General features: G+C 63.4%; 1 protein-coding gene. It reads left to right on the top strand.

The genetic code is table 11. The features are described 5' to 3' along the window. The first annotated feature begins 138 nt into the window (after nt 1–138). Complete coding sequence (locus tag OH491_RS24550) at nt 139–19,902, top strand: fibronectin type III domain-containing protein (protein WP_342750745.1); 19,764 nt, start codon at nt 139–141, stop codon at nt 19,900–19,902. Nucleotides 19,903–19,936 lie beyond the last annotated feature (34 nt).

Raw genomic sequence — 19,936 nt, 5'->3', positions numbered from 1 at the left:
CACCCTCCTTTCGTCAGACATGCAGCCGACGGCGCAAAGGCGCGTGTCCCGTTGTCCGGATTGCTTTGCCGATGCGCGGCATTTTTTATTGCGGCATTGAGTTTGCCTTTGGCGGCGCAATCACTTCCGCAGGAGGGCATGCGCCTGTGGCTGAAAGCCGATGCCGGCATCGTGGCCGATGCCGAGGGGCGTATGGAACAGTGGCAGGACCAATCGGGGAATGCCAATCATGCCGCCCAGCCAGGCGCGAACAACCGTCCCGAAGTGAGGGCGGCCGGATTGAATGAATTTCCGGTGGTGGGATTTGACGCGACCCAGAGCCAGTATCTGCAACTGCCGAATGTGATGAGCGGGGCGACCGAGGGCGAGGTGTTCATCCTGGTTAGGTCGGCGGAGGCGTCCGGCCAGCGCCGGGGGTTGTGGCAGTTCAACACCTACGGTTCAATGCATCCATACGAGGATGGAAGGATATTTGAAAGTTTCGGTGTTCGCAATTCCAACTATTATTACGACACCGGAACCCCTCCCGACATCACGCAATGGAGATTGTATAATGTGTCGGCAAAGAACGACGAGTGGGTCAGCCGATTTAACGGCAGGATGCATTTCAGGACGGCAAACGGCACCATCACATGGACTGCGAGTCCGGTTTTGGGCAGCGGCTATAGTGGAGCCAAGTTCAACGGCGAGATGGCCGAGGTTATCATCTACGACCATGTGCTTTCCGCCGGAGAACGTCAGGCGGTGGAGCGTTATCTGGCGGGCAAATACAAACTGGGGGGAACAGAGGTTCCGGATGCGCCGACGGAACTGAAGGTGCGTGCGATAGGCTCGACTCAAGCCGGTCTGACGTGGCAGTCGAATGGCAACGAGTGGGTGCGCTTTGAGGTGGAACGCAAAGCCGAAGCAGGTGCATGGGCGTTGGTGGCTACGGTGTCAGGCCGCAGCTGGATGGACGAGGGGCTGGTGCCGGGGGCGAGTTACACTTATCGAGTCACGGCGGTAAATCCCAAAGGGAAGAGCGAGTCTAGTGACGAAGTGGATGTGGCCATGTCGATCACAGGCGCATCGATGCCGACGGAAGGCATGCGTCTGTGGCTGCGACCGGACGGATTAAGCGAAGGGCCACTGGGCAGCTGGACGGATTATTCTGGTTTGGGCAACTCGGCCAATGCGCCCTCGGCCAGCAACAGCCCGGAAGTGGCGAGTGGCGAGGCTGGCCTGAACGGCTGGCCGGTGATAAAGTTCGACGCGGCCAAAAGCCAGTATTTCAACCTGCCGAACCTGATGAATGGGGCTTCCGAGGGCGAGGTGTTCATCTTGGTGCGTTCCGCGGAAGCATCCGGCCAGCGTCGGGGATTGTGGCAGTTCAACACTTATGGTTCAATGCATCCATACGAGGATGGAAGGATACTTGAAAGTTTCGGTGCTCGCAATTCCAACTATTATTACGATACCGGAACTCCTCCTGACATCACGCAATGGAGGCTGTATAATGTGTCGGCAAAGAACGACGAGTGGGTCAGCCGATTTGACGGCAGAGTGCACTTCAGGACGGCAAACGGCACCATCACATGGACTGCGAGCCCGGTTTTGGGCAGCGGCTATAGTGGAGCCAAGTTCAATGGCGAGATGGCCGAGGTCATCATTTACGACCATGTGCTTTCCGCCGGGGAACGGCAGGCGGTGGAGCGTTATCTGGCGGGCAAATATGAACTGGGCGGGACAGAGGTGCCGGATGCACCGACGGAATTGAAGGCGAGGCCAATAGGCTCGACCCAAGCTGGATTGACATGGCAGTCCGATGGCAGCGAATGGGTGTGGTTCGAGGTGGAACGCAAAACAGGGGATGGTGAATGGGCAACTGTAGCCACAGTTGCCGGGCGCAGCTGGATGGATGAGGGGCTGGTGCCGGGGATGAGTTACACCTATCGAGTCACGGCGATAAATCCCAATGGGAAGAGCGAACCGAGTGACGAAGTGGATGTGGCCATGTCGACCACAGGCGCATCGATGCCGATGGAAGGCATGCGCTTGTGGCTGCGCCCGGATGGGCTGGTCGACGGCCCGTTGGGCAGTTGGACGGACAATTCCGGGGCTGGCAACTCGGCCAATGCGCCCGCTGCCAGCAACAGCCCCGAAGTAGTAAGCGGAGCGGCCGGCTTGAACGGCTGGCCGGTGGTAAAGTTCGACGCGGCCAAAAGCCAGTATCTCAATCTGCCGAACCTGATGAACGGAGCGTCCGCGGGCGAGGTGTTCATCCTAGTGCGTTCCGCGGAGGCGTCCGGCCAGCGTCGGGGGTTGTGGCAGTTCAACACCTACGGTTCAATGCATCCATATGAGGATGGAAGAATATTTGAAAGTTTCGGTGTTCGCAATTCCAACTATTATTACGACACCGGAACCCCTCCCGACATCACGCAATGGAGATTGTATAATGTGTCGGCAAAGAACGACGAGTGGGTCAGCCGATTTGATGGCAGGATGCATTTCAGGACGGCAAACGGCACCATCACATGGACCGCGAGCCCGGTTTTGGGCAGCGGCTATAGTGGAGCCAAGTTCAATGGCGAAATGGCCGAGGTCATCATCTACGATCATGTGCTTTCCGCCGGGGAACGTCAGGCGGTGGAACGTTATTTGGCGGGCAAATATGAACTGGGCGGAACAGAGGTGCCGGATGCACCGGCGGAATTGAAGGCGAGGTCAATAGGCTCGACCCAGGCCGGGTTGACATGGCAGTCCGACGGCGACGAATGGACGTGGTTTGAGGTGGATCGCAAAACAGGGGATGGTGAATGGGCAACTGTGGCCACAGTTGCCGGGCACAGCTGGATGGATGAGGGTCTGACGGCGGGCGCAAGCTACAGCTACCGGGTGGTGGCGGTGAATCCCAACGGCAAAGGCGAGTCAAGCAATGAAGCCAGCATCACTATGCCGGACATAAGCGCTTCCATGCCCACCGTCGGCATGAGGTTGTGGCTGCGACCGGACGGACTGGCCGACGGCCCGCTGGGCAGCTGGACGGATTATTCCGGTTTGGGCAATACGGCCAATGCGCCCTCGGCCAACAACAGCCCGGAAGTGGTGAGTGGCGAGGTCGGCCTGAACGGCTGGCCGGTGGTGAAGTTTGACGCGGCCAAAAGCCAGTATCTCAACCTGCCGAACCTGATGAATGGCGCAACCGAGGGCGAGGTGTTCATCTTGGTGCGCTCTGCGGAAGCGTCCGGCCAGCGTCGGAGTCTGTGGACGTTTGGTACAAACGCGTCCCTGTATCCCTATTCGGATGGCAGTGTCCACGAGGGCTTTGGAGTTCCAAGCTCCAACTTGAATAACACAGGGATGCCGCCTGACATCACGCAATGGCGGCTATATAATGTGTCGGCAAAGAACGGTGAGTGGATCAGCCGGTTCGATGGTAGCGTGCACTTCCGGGTCACGGGCAAAACGGTCGGATGGAACTCCGGTCCGGTCTTGGGCGGCGGTTATAATTATAGTTATGGAAATCTTTACTTCAACGGCGAGATGGCCGAGATCATCATCTACGACCATGTGCTTTCCGCCGGGGAACGCCAGGCGGTGGAACGTTATCTGGCGGACAAATATGAACTGGGCGGAACAGAGGTGCCGGATGCGCCGACGGAATTGAAGGCGAGGTCAATAGGCTCGACCCAGGCCGGATTGACATGGCAGTCCGACGGCGGCGAATGGGTGTGGTTCGAAGTGGAACGCAAAACGACTGGAGGAGACTGGGCGGTCGTGACTACGGTGTCGGGCCGCAGTTGGATGGATGAGGGACTGACGGCCGGTGCAAGCTACAGCTACCGGGTGGTGGCGGTGAATCCCAACGGCAAAAGCGAGCCCGGCGACGAAGCCGATGTCGTCATGCCAACGGACGGCTCATCCATGCCCACCGTCGGCATAAGGTTGTGGTTGCGACCGGACGGGCTGGCCGACGGCCCGCTGGGCAGCTGGACGGATTATTCCGGTTTGGGCAACTCGGCCAATGCACCCTCGGCCAACAACAGCCCCGAAGTAGTAAGTGGCGAGGCCGGCTTGAACGGCTGGCCGGTGGTGAAATTCGACGCGACGAAAAACCAGTATCTCAACCTGCCGAACCTGATGAATGGCGCGGCCGAGGGCGAGGTGTTCATCCTGGTGCGTTCCGCAGAGGCGTCCGGCCAGCGTCGGAGTCTGTGGACTTTGGGTTCATACGCATCCATGTATCCTTACTCGGATGGCAGCGTTCACGAGAGTTTCGGTATCCCCAATTACAGCCTGAACAACATGGGGGTGCCGCCTGACATCACACAATGGCGGTTATATAATGTGTCCGCAAAGAATGGTGAATGGATCAGCCGGTTCGATGGCAGCGTGCACTTCCGGGTCACGGATAAAACGGTCGGGTGGAGCTCCAGTCCAGTCTTGGGCGGCGGTTATAATTATAGTTACGGAAATCTTTATTTCAACGGCGAGATGGCCGAGGTCATCATCTACGACCATGTGCTTTCCGCCGGGGAACGTCAGGCGGTGGAACGTTATCTGGCGGGCAAATATGAACTGGGCGGGACAGGGATGCCGGATGCGCCGACGGAATTAAAGGCAAGATCAATAGGCTCGACCCAAGCCGGATTGACATGGCAGTCCGACGGCGGCGAATGGGTGTGGTTCGAAGTGGAACGCAAAACGGCTGGAGGAGACTGGGCGGTCGTGACTACGGTGGCAGGCCGCAGTTGGATGGATGAGGGGCTGACGCCAGGCGCAAGCTACAGATACCGGGTGGTGGCGGTGAATCCCAACGGCAAAAGCGAACCCAGCCATGAGGCCGATGTCGCCATGCCAACGGATGGCTCATCCATGCCCACCGTCGGCATGAGGTTGTGGCTGCGACCGGACGGATTAAGTGAAGGACCGCTGGGCAGCTGGACGGATTATTCCGGTTTGGGCAACTCGGCCAATGCACCCTCGGCCAACAACAGCCCCGAAGTAGTAAGTGGCGAGGCCGGCTTGAACGGCTGGCCGGTGGTGAAATTCGACGCGACGAAGAGCCAGTATCTCAACCTGCCGAACCTGATGAATGGCACGGCCGAGGGCGAGGTGTTCATCCTGGTGCGTTCCGCAGAGGCGTCCGGCCAGCGTCGGAGTCTGTGGACTTTGGGTTCATACGCATCCATGTATCCTTACTCGGATGGCAGCGTTCACGAGAGTTTCGGTATCCCCAATTACAGCCTGAACAACATGGGGGTGCCGCCTGACATCAGGCAATGGCGATTGTATAATGTGTCGGCAAAGAACGGTGAATGGATCAGCCGATTCGATGGCAGCGTGCACTTCCGGGTCACGGATAAAACGGTCGGATGGAGCTCCAGTCCGATTTTGGGAGGCGGTTATAATTATAGTTACGGAAATCTTTATTTCAGCGGCGAGATGGCCGAGGTCATCATCTACGACCATGTGCTTTCCGCCGAAGAACGCCAGGCGGTGGAACGCTATCTGGTGAACAAATACAACCACCTCACGCCGGACGTCCCCCCTGTGCCGGTGAATCTTCAGGCCGCCGCGCTGTCGTCAACACAGGCGAGCGTGTCGTGGGATTCTGCGACGGAGACCCGGATTGGTGAGTACTATGTTTTGGAACGCAAGACAGGGGCGGAAGATTATGTTCATCTGGCGGATATTTTCCGTGGACGAGTCTGGCTTGATACAGGTTTGGTTTCAGGGGAGACCTATACTTATCGTATCAAAACGGCCAATGCATCCGGTGAATCGGACTGGAGCGACGAGGCGTCGGTAACCATGCCCGATGGCGGCGCCACCATGCCGGTCTCGGGGCTGCGTTTGTGGTTGCGCGCGGATCGTGGGATCGGGAACGATCCCCTGTCGGTAAGCCGGTGGCGGGACCAGTCGGGTCGGGGCAATGATGCCGAGGTGCTTTCCGGTGCGGCCCCCAGGCAAGTCGCCGATGGAGCCGGCGAACGCCTCGCCCTGCAATTCACTTCAACCACCAGCGCGATGGGCATCCCCTCCAAGTTTATGAAAGATGCCGGGACAGGCGCCCTCTATGTTGTGCTGAATCCGGACCCGCAAACAACGCGACGGAAGGTGCTCCAGATTGAAGCCAATGGCGGGCTCTATTACCCGTCCGACGCGACGCAGGGAATCACCGATGATTTCGGACGCTCCGGGCAGCCGGTGTCCGTTTCGATTCCCTCCAATTGGACCATGTCAAACACATGGCGTGCGTATCGTGTGGAATCCTCCGGGAACGGCTGGGCTGCGTGGCTTGACGGCATGAAACTCGGCGAGGCTTCGGGCGAGGCCAATTTTGAGGGGAGCACGTCGATTGGCGGCAATTCTTGGACCGGCCGCATCGCGGAGATTCTTGTTTATGACCGGGTGCTTTCGGAGGAGGAAAACGCCGCCTTGGACGCCCGCTTGCGCGAACGCTATTGGGCGGAAAGTGAAAACGCCCCGACCGGTCTCACGGCCCAGGCATTGGGCGAAAGACTGGTCCGGCTGGCGTGGAGCACGGTTCCCGGCGACGCCAATGTTTACGAAATCGAACGCCGTTTGTCCCCTTCGGGCGGGTGGATAAAAATTGCCGAGGCCACCCGGGCGTCAGTCTGGCTTGACGGGACGGCCGGGCCCGCGACCGCCTACGACTACCGCGTCCGGTTGCGGCAGCCGGCGATTTCATCGTGGAGCGGCGAGGCGTCCGTCACGACCCCCGCGCCCGTTGACGTGTCCGGGGTTGCCACCGAGGGGTTGAAACTCTGGCTGCGCGCCGACGCGGGCGTCGAGGGGCAGCCCGCCATCCAGCGCTGGATCGACCAGTCGGGGAACGGGTATCATCTCTCCCAGCCCAACCCCGCCCAGCAACCGGGGCTGGCCCAGGGTGACCAGGGCGAACTGGCGGTTCTCTTTGCGGGTGCCGGGCAGCAGATGCCCTCCACCCATCGCCCGCTTTCCTCCAGTTCGCCATCGGGCGATTTGTTTGTGGTGGTGCGTTCCCCCTCCGCAACAAGGGCGCGCGCATGGTCGGTAACTCAATCCGCCGGGACTTATTATCCCAACCATGCCGATGCCGGCTCCATTCTGGACAGTTTTGGCCGCAGCGGGGCCGAATACGCCGTTCCCGTTCCCGAGGGACAGCCCCTGGCGGACACGTGGAGGCTGTATGAAACCAGCGCTGGCGCCGACGATTGGGCCGTCCGGCTTGACGGTGGCCTGCTGGTGCGGATTCCAAATGGAAAAACCTATTTTTATAATGGTTATGTGGAAATCGGCCAAGGCCAGTGGAAGGGCGAAATCGCCGAGGTGCTGTTATACGATCGCGTGCTCCCGTCCGGGGAGCGTCATGCGCTGGAGTTGTATTTGTCCGGCAAGTACCAGCTTCAGCCCGCCGGCGCGCCTCCCGATCCCGGCGGATTGCGCGGGCAGTCCGTTGATGCCGCGAAAATTATGCTGGCATGGGACGCGCCGGAGGAATGGCGTCCGGGAATTGAATATGTCATCGAACGCCAGTCACCCGCCTCGCCGGACGAATGGCAAATCATCGGTGCGATAGAAAATGCCACCAGCTTCCTCGACTCCGGGCTGGAGCCCGGCATCGCTTATTCCTATCGCCTGAGCGCGCGGAATTTCGCCGGGATTTCCGACCCATGCGCGCCTGTTTCCGTTACGACTGTGTCACCCTCCGAAACAGCGTTTCCCACGGAAAACATCCTGTGGTGGCTGCGTGCCGATGCGGGAATCCCCGGGGCAACCTCGGTCGGCATCTGGCACGACCAGGGATCCAGAGCATGGCATGCCGACCAGGCGACGCTGGCATCGCGCCCGCTTGTTGCCACCGCATCGCTTAACGGACGCCCGACGGTTCTGTTCGACGCCCCAAATCATGCCGTGACCCCCTTCACCCAATGGAAAACCGACACCACCCGCGGCGAGATTTTCACGCTGGCCCGCATCGAATCGCCGGCATTGGGCGAACTCTCCGGGCGCTGGACGCGCATCCATATTCTTCCGGTTAACGACGCCTGGAGCATCCGCGCCGCCGGGCGGGAAATCGCCCGCCTGCCCGACTGGCGCGCCTTCTTTGGCAACGGTTCGACCCTGGCGTATTCCAGCGGGCTTCGCGAGCTGGCCGAGTTCATCATCTTCGACCGCGCGCTTTCGGACGGGGAAAGGATGACCGTGGATGCGTATTTGGAAAACAAATACGCCTGGGACGGGGCCTCGGTCCGGTTCACCCCGGCGCCGGGATTGCATGCCGCCCCGCTGTCCGTCTCCTTGGGCGCCTCGTCGGCGAACCCCGGCGTGATCATCCGCTACACGCTCGACGGCGCCGAGCCGCAGCCCGCCTCGCCGGTTTACACCGCCCCGATTGCCATCACCCAATCCACCCGCATCCGCGCCCGCGCCTGGGTCGATGGCGTGGCCGGGGACGAGGCAGACGGGCTGTTCTCCATCGGCCTGCCCGAGCCGGCCATCCGCGACGGCTCCGGTCTCTGGGCGGAATACTGCGCCCTTCCCGACTTCCTGGAAAATTCCAATTACGCGCGCATCGACGCCAGACTGGATTTCAAGGGAGGCTCCTCGTTGTATATGTCCCCGCTTCCGTGGAACCAGCCGCTCACCGTGCGCTGGTCGGGCGTTCTCATGCCACGCTTCACCGAGCCGCATACACTGCACCTGGACGTGCAAAATGGCGTGAAAGTCTGGCTCGGCGGCGATCTCGTGATTGATGAGCCCGGCGAAACCGGACGCCGTGATCTCGCCATTCCCTTCCAGGGCGCCGCCGGGCAGCCCGTGCCGGTTGTGATTGAATATTCCAAGCCGGCCAACACGCCCCATTACCTCTCGCTGTCCTGGTCCGGGCTCTCGTTTGCGCGGAATATCATCCCCGCCGCGTTCCTCCATTCGGGCCGCGATTTCAACACCACACTCGCCACCCCCACGGCGACACCGCTCTCCGGCCAGCTGCTCTATGGCGGCACCGTGCGAATCAATCCGCCAAGCGGCAGCCAGGTCCGTTACACCCTGGATGGTTCGATTCCCGGCCCGCTCTCGCCGCTCTACCTTGAGCCGGTGACCCTGCAACAGGCGGCCGCCATCAAGGCCCGCGCCTACCGCGATGGCTACAACCCCGGCGGCATGATGGTTGAGCGCTACGCGATGGACAACACCGGCCCGGTCCTCGCCGCGCTCCAATTCGACCAGGTCCCGGTGCCAGCCGTCATCGCCTCCCGCTCGGGCGTCTTTTCCATCGATGCGCAGGACACCGCCGGCGTCGCCCGCGTGGAGTTTTTCCTCGATGGGCAGTTGATGCAAACAGCCACCAAGCCTCTTTCCGGGAACCGCTACGGATGGACGGCGGATTTCAGCCATGTCCCCGACGGCGGACACACGTTGCGCATCATTGCCCACGACAAACTCGGCCTCGCCGGCGCCCCGTTCGAGCAAGCCTTCACCCTTGCCTATCCCGCGCCCGCCGCCCCGGTCATCACCAAGCCGCTCACCGGGACTCTCGTCGGCAATCCGCGTGTCGAGGTGCGCGGCACGGCGGAGCCGAATGCCACCGTCCATGTCTTCCTGCAACCCCAGGGGCAGTCCGCCTCGGAAGCCGTCTCCGTGAAGGCTGCGGGCGACGGAGCCTTCATCTCGTATGTCACCTTGGTGGAGGGCCTGCAAACGCTGACCGCCCGCGCCACGAACCGCACCGGGACGCCCGGTCCGTTTTCCACCCCGGTTTCGGTCACGGTCGATCTGACCCGTCCCGGGCAGCCGCTTGCGCTGGATGCCCGTTCACAGCCGGACGGACGCATCGCGCTGGTCTGGCGCGCGCCCGCCGAAGGGCGGCCCCTCGGCTATCATATTTACCGCATTGACGGTGATGTTTACCCGGCTGGTGGCTCGGTGGCATCCGCCACCCGCATTACCTCGGCCCGGGTCTCAAGCAACAATTCAAGCTACTCGGATCGTCCGCCAGCCGATGGCACGTATTCCTATGCGATCACATCCGTGGCCAAAATCGGCGCGGATGAGGTCGAGGGCGAACCCTCCGCATGGGCTCACGCCCTTTCGGACCGGATCAAGCCTTCCGTCACTCAACTCGTCTGGCGCTCCGTCGATACGCCTTCTCTGGACGGGACGTTCGGCGCGGGCAGGATGGGCGTGGAGTTTACCGTCAGCGAGGATTTGGCTACCGCGCCCGAGTTCTCCCTCCAAACCACAGGAGGCAAACCGCAGCCGGTTTCCCTGCGTGAAACCGCCCCGCGCGCCTATGCCGGCGAAATCACCTGGCTGCCGTCCGAGGTCAACGGCCCCATCCTGCCATCGTTCCGGGGCATCGATCCGTCCGGCAACGCCGGCACGGTGATTGAAAACGCCGCCTCCGCCTGGCTCGACACCACCGCGCCCGCCGTCGTCGGGCTCACGCGCATCCAGCGCACCGGTGAAGGCGAAGCCATCGAGGAAACCGAGGACACCCCGGCCATCCGCAATCTCCCCGCGCCCGTCACCATCGGCTGGCTGGCCGAGTTGAACGAGGCCGCCCAAGGCACGCCCAACTTTTACGCGCTGCTCACCGGCGGTTCGCAGGCCCGTCAGCCCCTTCTGGCCGAAGTCTCGGCGGCTGACGCTTCCGGACGCCTCTGGCAAATCTGGCATGCGCTGCCCGGTGATGCGGGCGCGGAGCAGGCCGAGCTGCTGAAACTCCAATGCCAGACCGTTGACGAACTTGGCAACGAGGGCGGGGAGTTCCTTGTCCCCGCCGAATACCAAATCTACACCTCGCAACTTCCGCCGCTGGCCACGCCCGCCCATGTGACCGCCCGCGCCCGTCCCGCGGGCCGCGTCGAGCTGGAATGGGAAACCGTTCCCGGTGCCATCGGCTATTCGATCCAAACCGCCTTTGCCGCCACGCCTGACACCACGCCCGGCGATGCCGCCTTCGCCGACCTGGCCCGGGTCGAGGGAGCCACTGCATACGCTCACACCCCGGCGAACGACGGACTCTGGTTCTATCGTGTTGCGAGCATCCGCCGCGTCGCCGACGACGAGGGACTGAGCGCATGGAGCGAGCCGGTCATGGCCCGTTCGGACCGCGTTCCGCCGCCGTCGCCGGTCAACCTCCAGAGCGCCTCCGCCTCCAACGGCGTGTCCGTCAGTTGGTCCGCACCGGCCGGGGGCCTGGAGGATGTCGCCCATTATGCCCTTTACCGCGGCACCGTCTCCACCGCCTCGCTTTCCAGTCTTCAGCCGGTCGCGACCTCGGTGGCCCGCACCTCGACATGGACGGTCGATGTCAACCCGGATGGCGGGCACCCTTGGTATCATCTCGTCTCCGTTGATGCCGCCGGCAATGTTTCCGCGCCCGCCGTCGTCTTTTGGGAAGCCGGTGTCATGCCCGTCCGCCGCCTCACGCTCACGCACGAGACCGGCGGCAGCCCCGTGCTCGTCTGGGAGCCGGTGCCCGCCTCGGTTTATGACGGATTCCGGGTGGCCGTGGACGGCGGCGAGCCCGCGCCGGGATTGCTTCCCGCGACCGCCGCCACATGGACCGATACGGGATATGCGGACGGCGCCCGCCTCTACACCGTGCAGACCGTCGGGGCGGAGTTCACCCAGTCCCGTTCGATTGAGCTTCCCGCGCTGGGGATCTCCATCCCGCAATCCGCCTCGCTCCGCCGCGGTCTCGTGAACCGCATCCCGGTCGAGCTTCGCAACCATTCCGGCGGCGCGATCAAGGGCGTCAGCCTCTCCCTCGAAATCGACGGGCGTGTCTTCGCCGCCGAAGGCGCCCATGAAATCCCCGCCGGGGAAGCGATGCAAATCCCCGTGATTGCCGGCGGCGGGTGGCAGGCCGCGACGGTGCTGCCCGCCCGCATTCGCGTGTCCGTCATTCCGCAGGCCAATGTCGAGACCAAACTGGTCCGCGACGGCTCGCTGGCCGTTCATCCCGGCACGCTGACGACCTCCCTTGAGGTGACAAACCTTGTCCGCGGCGGCCAGGGCAAGGTCGTCGTCACCATCGGCAATCCCGGCGACGAGCCCGTCGATATCGAGATCGGCCGCAACTACGGGCGCGCCGTCTCCGGCGAGGCCCGCATCCGCCTCGTGGACGACGAGGGCCGGGAATGGGGTGTGATTCCGCTCCACACTGGCGGCACGCTGGAGGAAACCGCCCTGCCCGGCGGCATCGTCGTCGTCCGCATCGCGCCGGGGCACTCATGGACCTCCTCCGCCTACACGCTGCCCGTCCCGCTTGACACGCCGGCGTTTCTCACCGCGCGGCTGGAAATCGACGCTGCGTATTACGCGCGCGAGGACGCCGCCCGGAGCATCAAGCTCCCCGGCTTTGGCGCCGCCGTACGCCAGAGCACCCGCGAGAGCGACCTCGTCGCGGAAATCACCGGCATCGCTCCGCGTCTCTCCCACGGCGACGTGCCGGTACGCATCGACGGACTCGCGACGTGGCGCGCAAACGGCGCCCCTGCCGCAGCCACCACGCTCATCCTCTTCATGGAGCGCGGCGGCTACCGTTACCGCGAAAAAATTGTCACCGGCCTCGACGGCGCCTTCACCCACACCCTGCCCGCCGACCCGCTCAATCGCGGCGGACGTTACGCGGTCTGGGCGCAGGCCGAGGGCATTGAGGGACGCCCGGCCGTCACGGAGGAATTTGTCATCCGCCGCGTCGCGGCCAGTCCCTCCGCGTTTAATGTCCGCGTCCCGCGCCATTACACGCAGACCTCCACTTGGCAGGTCGCCAGCGGCTTCGACAACCCCGTGGCCAATGTGCGCCTGGAGCCGGTCGATCCCGTGCCCGCCGGCATCGGGCTGACGCTGCCCGCCCCGGTTTCGCTCGCCTCCACCCAGACAAAAAATCTCGCCGTGACCCTGCGCGGGACCGACACCGCGCCGGACAGCGGGGTCATCCGCCTGCGCGTCGTCAGCGACGACCCCGAGGGCGGGGCCGCGCCGGTCGAGTGGACGCAGGTCGAGTTGCGCTACGAATGGATCGCCTCCAGCGGCGTGCTCAACGCCGCCCCCGGCTCCGTGCAACTCGGTGTCATCCCGGGCGGCTTCGACAGCGCCCTCGTGACCTTCTCCAACACCGGTTACGGCAAACTTTCCAACCTCACCCTTGACCTCGTCCCCCTGGTCGAGGGCGGCGCCGTGCCCGCGTGGCTGCGCCTCCAGGGCGGCGATGCCTGGGCCTCGCTCGACATCGGGGAAAAGCGCGAGGTTTCCCTCTCCGCCCGCGCGCCCGACACGCCCGTTGCCGCCGACGAGGTGCATTGGGTGAAAATCCGGGCGCAGTCGCCCGGGCTCGGCTACGCCGTCGAGGTGCCGGTCGAGGTCGTGCTCTCCCCGGAGGGCAAGGGCCGCGCCTCCATCCACGTGGTGGACCCCTGGTATCAACTCCCGCCCGAGCCCGGCCAGTCCAATCCCTCCTACGACGGGCTGCCCGGCGCCAGCGTGCAACTCCAGAAGGAGAACAGCACCGGCCAGTATGTCCTTGATACTCTCACCCTCGCCACCAATGGCCTCGGCGAGGTTTACTTCGACGACCTCCCTGCGGGCCGTTACCGGTTGAGGGTTTCGGCGCCGAAGCACACCACCCACACCGGCATGGTGGTCATCAAGCCCGGCATCAATCACCAGGAGCAGGTGGCGCTCGACTACGAGCCGGTCTCCATCACTTGGAACGTGAAGGAGGTGACCATTCAGGACGAATATGACATCGAGATCATGGCCGAGTTCGAAACCCACGTGCCCGTGCCCGTGGTGGTGGTCAATCCCACCCAGATCAGGATTCCCTCCACCCTGCGCCCCGGTCAGGAATTTTTGAGCGAGGTGCGCATTTCCAATCACGGCCTGATCGCGGCCGATGCTCTCACCCTGACCGTCCCCGCCGACCCGTATTTTGAAATCGAATACGAACCGCTGCCCTCCAGCCGGCTGGAGGCCGGCCAGGAAATCCGCCTCGGGGTGCGGGTGCGCGTGATCGACACCCCGTGGAAGCTTAAGGACGAGGCCGCCGCCCCGCAGGCCGCGCCCATGGCCCTTGCGGCGGGAGCGGCGGCCGCGTCTGCCGGCGGTTCGGACTGCGGCTCTTGGGTCGGCCCCTCGGTCATCGGTTACACCTACCAGTGCATCAACGGCATCCTGTACCGCCGGGCCATTTACAGCTACCTGACCTCCAGTTGGGGCCCCTGCCCGCCGGGTGATGGCGGCGGCGGTGGGCCGGTGGTGATCTTTCCTCCGGGCGGCGGCGCCCCCCGGGGCGACGATGACGGCTGGGGCAACGGCTTTGGCGCGGGCTCCACCGTTGACCAGTCCAGTGGTGGCGGCGGTGGCAACGGTAATAACAATCCCGGCGATCCGCGTCCGCCCAATCCGCCTCCGCCGGACGTGGATTGCCCGCCGCCGCCTCCTCCTCCCCCGCCTCCGAAATGCCCGGATCCCGAAAATCCGGAGTGTGATGAGGAATGCACCGAGCCCAATCCCGAGGATTGTGACAAGGAATGCGACAAGCCCAATCCCGAGGACTGCGACAAGGATCCGCCCTGCAAGGAGGAGAGCGGGAACACCAACCCGTCCGCCTCCCGCCGCGAACCCGCGGGCAGCTGGGTCGATCTGGCCAGCCGGCAGTATCTGGACGCGGCCACGGACCTGCGCATCCCGATTCCCGGCGGCGACTTCATGGTCCGCCGCGACTACGCCGGGCTGCGCTGGCGCCTGCACGTGGCCGAGGGGTTGCAATTCGCCGAGGACACCCTCGCCGGGCGTTATGTGATCGTGGCGGGCGAGGCGTATTTCAAGGCCACGGTCACCGCCCCCGGCACCCCGAATCCCCGCACCGGTGACGATTCGATCACCCCGCTGCCCGTCCCGGCGGAGACCGTGACCGCCGGGGTTTATGTCTCGTCCGGCAACCGCAGCCGCCGCATCGTGAAAAACGCAGACGGCACCTGGCAGTGGCTGTCCGGCACGGGCGGCGAGCGCCACTACGACGCCGCCGGGCGCTTCATCCGCGCCATCCGCCGGGGCCGGCTGTGGACGACCTGCGAGTATGAGGACGGGGAACCGCGCATCGCCCGCCTCAAGGACGCCACCGGGCGCGTGTTCCTGACCATGACCGGCACGCCGGGCCGGGGCGTGGTGACACTGCGCGACCATGCCGACCGCGAGATCGCCTACACTTGGACCGAGTCGGGCCGCCTCGTTTCCTACGTCAACGTGATGGGACGCGAGACCACCTACGCCTACGGGCGTTACGGCGAGATGCTTTCCAAGACCAGGCCCGGCGGCATCACGACGACTGTCACCTACACCGACGTGGGCGAAAAAATCCAGCCCGGCGCGGCGGAGATCCCCGTGCCCGGGGTGCCGAACCCGATGTATGCGCCCGTTTACGTGGAAGCGGTCACGGACGCGGAGGGGCGGGCCATGCGGTTCCACTACAGCTACGACCAAGCCTCGCGCACCTATTACGCGCGCGTCGTCACCCGGGCCGGGCTCATGTCGGAAAAGTGGTTCGATGCCGCCGGCACCCTCATGCAGTGGAAGAAAAACGGCGAACTCATGTTCACCTACGCGCAAAAGGACGATGTCGCCACCCACACCTACAAGGGCCGCGCGGTGCGGGACCAGCTCGACGCCCGCGGCAACGTCATCCGCTCGACGCCCCTGGCGGGTGACGCGACGCCCGAGATTTTCGAATACGACCCGGTGCTCAACAAGCGCACCCGGCGCGTCGGGCCGGACGGGGTGGAGACGCGCTGGAGCTACGACGCCAACGGCAACCTCCTGCGCATGGAGGAGGCGTCCGGCACGCCGCTGGCGCGCGTGACCGCGCACACTTACCATCCCGGCACAAACCTGCGTGCCAGCACCACCGATGCGCTGGGCCGGGTGACCACGTTTGCCTACAACGCGCTCGGGCTGCTGGTGCGGGAGACCGCGCCCGACGGCGCCGTGACCCTGCGCGACTACGACACGCTGGGCCGCGAGACCCTGCTCACCGACGCGCTCGGCGGGCAGATCCGCTACGAATACGACGCCTCCGGGCACGTCATCCGCGAGACCGATGCGCTGGGCGTGCAGACGCGCCGCGTTTACGACGAGGCGGGCAGGCTCGTCGAGGTGCGCGAGGGGCTGTCGCCCGACGCGCCGGACGGCACCACCGCCGGGCGGGTGACGCGCCACCGTTACGACCTGCTGGGCAACCGGGTTGAAACCTCCCGGGTGTCCCTCGACTCGGATGGCGTCACCGAGGTTGCCGAGGTGGTCGAGCGCATCGCCTACGATGCCGATGATCGCGTGGTGAGCCGCTGGACCCACACCGCCGGCCTGGAGGAATACGCCTACGACGGCCAGGGCCGGCTCATCCGCGCGCGCCGCCCCACGCCCGCCGGCGGCACGGTGGACGAGCTGTCCGCCTACGACGCCGCCGGAAACCGTATCGCGCGCACGTGGCATATCGAAACTTCGGATGCGGCGGAAATCGCGGGCACCGTCCTGCCGCCCGCCGAAAAATGGGATTACGATGGCGAGGGCCGCGTGCTCACGCACACCGTGGGCAAGGGCACGGCGCACGAGATCGTGACGCATTACGCCTACGACGCCGCGGGCCGGCAGACGGAAGCGCTGGTGCTCGCCCAAAGTCAAAGTGGAAGCGGCGTCCCGCCGTTTCCAGAATCCGCCACGACCGCCTACAAATACGACCTGCTTGGCCGCATGATCGAAACCTCCGGCGACCGCCAGCCAAGGGTCGTGACGACCTACGACGCGCTCGACCGCGTGCTGACCGAGACCGACGCGCTCGGCGACGTGACCGCCTACGTTTACGACGATGCCAGCCATCAGGTCATCCAGAAGCGCAATGGGCGGGTGGTCGCCACGACGACCTATGATCTGCTTGGCCGCGTCGTGGCCGAGGCCGACGCGCTCGGCCACACGCAGCGCACGCGCTACGACGCGCTGGGCCGCGCCACGCACGTCTCCGTCACCGCCGCGTCCCATCCGGCCAACTGGTGGGAAATCCCCGCGCAGTTGCTGGAGCTTCGCGCCTACGAATGGCACGGCGGCCTCGCCAGCGTGGCGCGCCCCTCGGCGGGCGGGGATGCCGTGGAGAGCTACGATTACGATGTGTTTGGCCGGCAGACCGCCGTCACGCTGCCCACGGGCGCGACGATTGCGACCGCCTACGGCGCCGGCGACCAGCCCGTGCAAATCACCCATCCCGGCGTCGGCGGCCTCCCGTCGTCGAGCGAGACGCGGACGTATTCCGCCGTGCTCCCCTCCCTGCTTGTCGCCAGCGCTGACCGCGCGGGCGTGCAAACCCTGTATACCCACGACGGCCTTGGCCGCGTGCTCACCGCCACGCAGGCCGACATGGAAACGCGCATGGTTTACGACGCGCCGGGCCGCGTGGTGGAGGAAACCATCGTTGACAGCTCCGGTGTCGCCCATACCCGCGCCCTCCGCGACTACGATGCCTGGGGCCAGCTCGTGAAAGTGACCCGCGACGACCCGCGCGACAGCAGCGTCCCTGCCCGTGTGACCACCTACGTTTACGACCACGCCGGGCGGATGGTCTCGCAGCAGGGAGCCGACACCTACCCGATCACCTACGCCCACGACGCCCTTGGCCGCATGATCCTGATGCGCGACGGGCGTGACTCCGAGACCCGCTGGGCCTACGACGATCTCGGCCAGCTCGCGACCAAGACCTACGCCGACGGCAGCCAGTGGAGCTACACCTACGACGCCGCGGGCCGCCTCGCCACGCGCACCGACGCGCTGGGCCGCGCGACCGCCTACACGCACACGCCCGCCGGGCAACTGGCCGGCGTCGTGTATGAAAACGACGCGCCCGTGAGCTTCACCTACGATCAGCAGGGCCGTCAGTTGACCATGACCGACGCCACCGGTGTGACTACGTGGACGCACAATCTCCTCGGCCAGCCCCTCACCGAACAGGTTGGCCGGTTGGGCCGGACGCTCACCAGCGCCTACGACGCATTGGGCCGCCGCACCGCTGTGTCTGTCGATGCCGCGAATCCCGCCGATACCTGGACACTCAACCACGCCTACGACACCGCGGGCCGCCTCATGCAGATCACCGCGAACACCGGCGCGACCTTCCGTTACACCTACGAACCGGGCACGGGCCGGCTTGTCTCGGTTCTTTCGCCTGTGCATACTGTCACGAACACTTACGATCCCGTGCTCGGCTATCTCAAACAAAAGGAAAACAAGCGCACTAGCGGCAACGCCGTGCTCTCCCGGCATGTTTACACCGTGGATGCCTTCGGCCAGCGCACCGCTGTCAGCTTGGAAGGCCCCTATAACAGCGGCTACACCTACGCCTATAACACTGCCGGTGAAATAGTATCCGCCGCGCACAAGAACACTGCGTCGCGCAACCGCGCCTACCGCTTTGACGCCATCGGCAACCGCGAATGGGCTACCGAAGGCGGCACGATAAATCCCGGCATCCCCGAAGACCCCGCCGCCAACGCGACCGCTGTCACGCATTACACAGCCAATAATCTGAATCAATACACCCACGTAGGGGCGTCGCTTGCGACGCCCGTCAGCCCCGCGCACGATGCCAACGGCAACATGACCTCCGACGGCATGGGCCGCGCGTTCGCCTACGACGAGGAAAACCGTCTCGTTTCAGTCGAGACCGAAACTACTCGCGTAGCCTACGCCTACGACGGCCTCAGCCGCCGCGTCCGCAGAACGGAGTTCACCCGCGCCAACCCGCTGGCGACATGGACGCAAACCGCCGATCGTCACTATCTCTACGACGGATGGAACGTCATTGCCGAATACGAAGGATCGGGTGGCGCGGGCGACTCGCCCGTGATTCTGGCCCGCACCCACATCTGGGGAATAGACCTCAGCAACACCGAGCAAGGCGCCGGCGGCGTCGGTGGCCTCCTCGCCACCCGTGAAAATAGCCAGATGCGCTACTACACCTACGACGGTAACGGCAACGTAAGCGAAGTGCTCGACGCCAACGGCACTGCGCAGGCTCATTACGAATACGATCCCTTCGGCAACACCACCGTGAGCACCGGCACATGGGCTAGCAGTAATGTTTGGCGTTTCAGCACCAAGCCCTTCGATGCCGCCTCAGGCTTGTATTATTACGGCTATCGCTTCTATGACCCTGTCCTTGGCCGTTGGATCAATAGGGATCCCATTGAGGAAGAAGGTGGCGAAAATCTTTATGCATCCGTAGCAAATAACACTATAAATGCAGTAGATGCAATTGGATTGAGCGCAGCCAGTTGGCTCAATTCACAAATAGAAAATGTTATTAATAACATAAGGCATCAGGGCATGTATCGGGAAGAGAATAATCAATCTGTAAAGATTGGCCCATTCGCCTTCCGTTTGAAATATGGCATAATCGGTTCAGTATCAACAAACAAAAACGGGGATAATTGCGTAAGCGTTTCCGCATATGCTCGAGTGTTTGGCGAATATAAACACAAATGGAGACTCCCGATTCCTGTAATTGGCCCAATCATTGGTGAATTTGTAAAAACCGTAGTGGAGCCCACCGTCGGTGTATCAGGACGCATAACATGCTGCGAATGCAGCGTTGGTGGAAATGGAGAATATATGGTAGGTGGATCATATTGCCGGGGGGATGTTAACATTAATCTAGGAGTTAAACTCGGGCTTCTGAGGATTGGAACAGATCTTTTATACATTGAGGGTGGTGGATATTTAGGGGCTGCATACAGCTTTCGAAGAAAAACGTGGCGCGGAACCGCATATGCATATGCCATGGGTGTGCTGAACTATGACATCCCAGGAATTAAGTATAATAGAAGATTTGAATATAGATATGGAACAAGCGTCGATATATAGTTCGCAATGACAAGAAATACATCTATTTTATTAT

This window comes from Termitidicoccus mucosus (assembly GCF_038725785.1).
GTDB classification, from domain to species: domain Bacteria; phylum Verrucomicrobiota; class Verrucomicrobiia; order Opitutales; family Opitutaceae; genus Termitidicoccus; species Termitidicoccus mucosus.
This window is presented reverse-complemented; position numbering and strand designations above follow the sequence as displayed.

Bases quoted from the DNA above. Each gene is read 5' to 3' on its own strand.
- OH491_RS24550 (WP_342750745.1), top strand. From the start codon at position 139: ATGCGCCTGTGGCTGAAAGCCGATGCCGGCATCGTGGCCGATGCCGAG.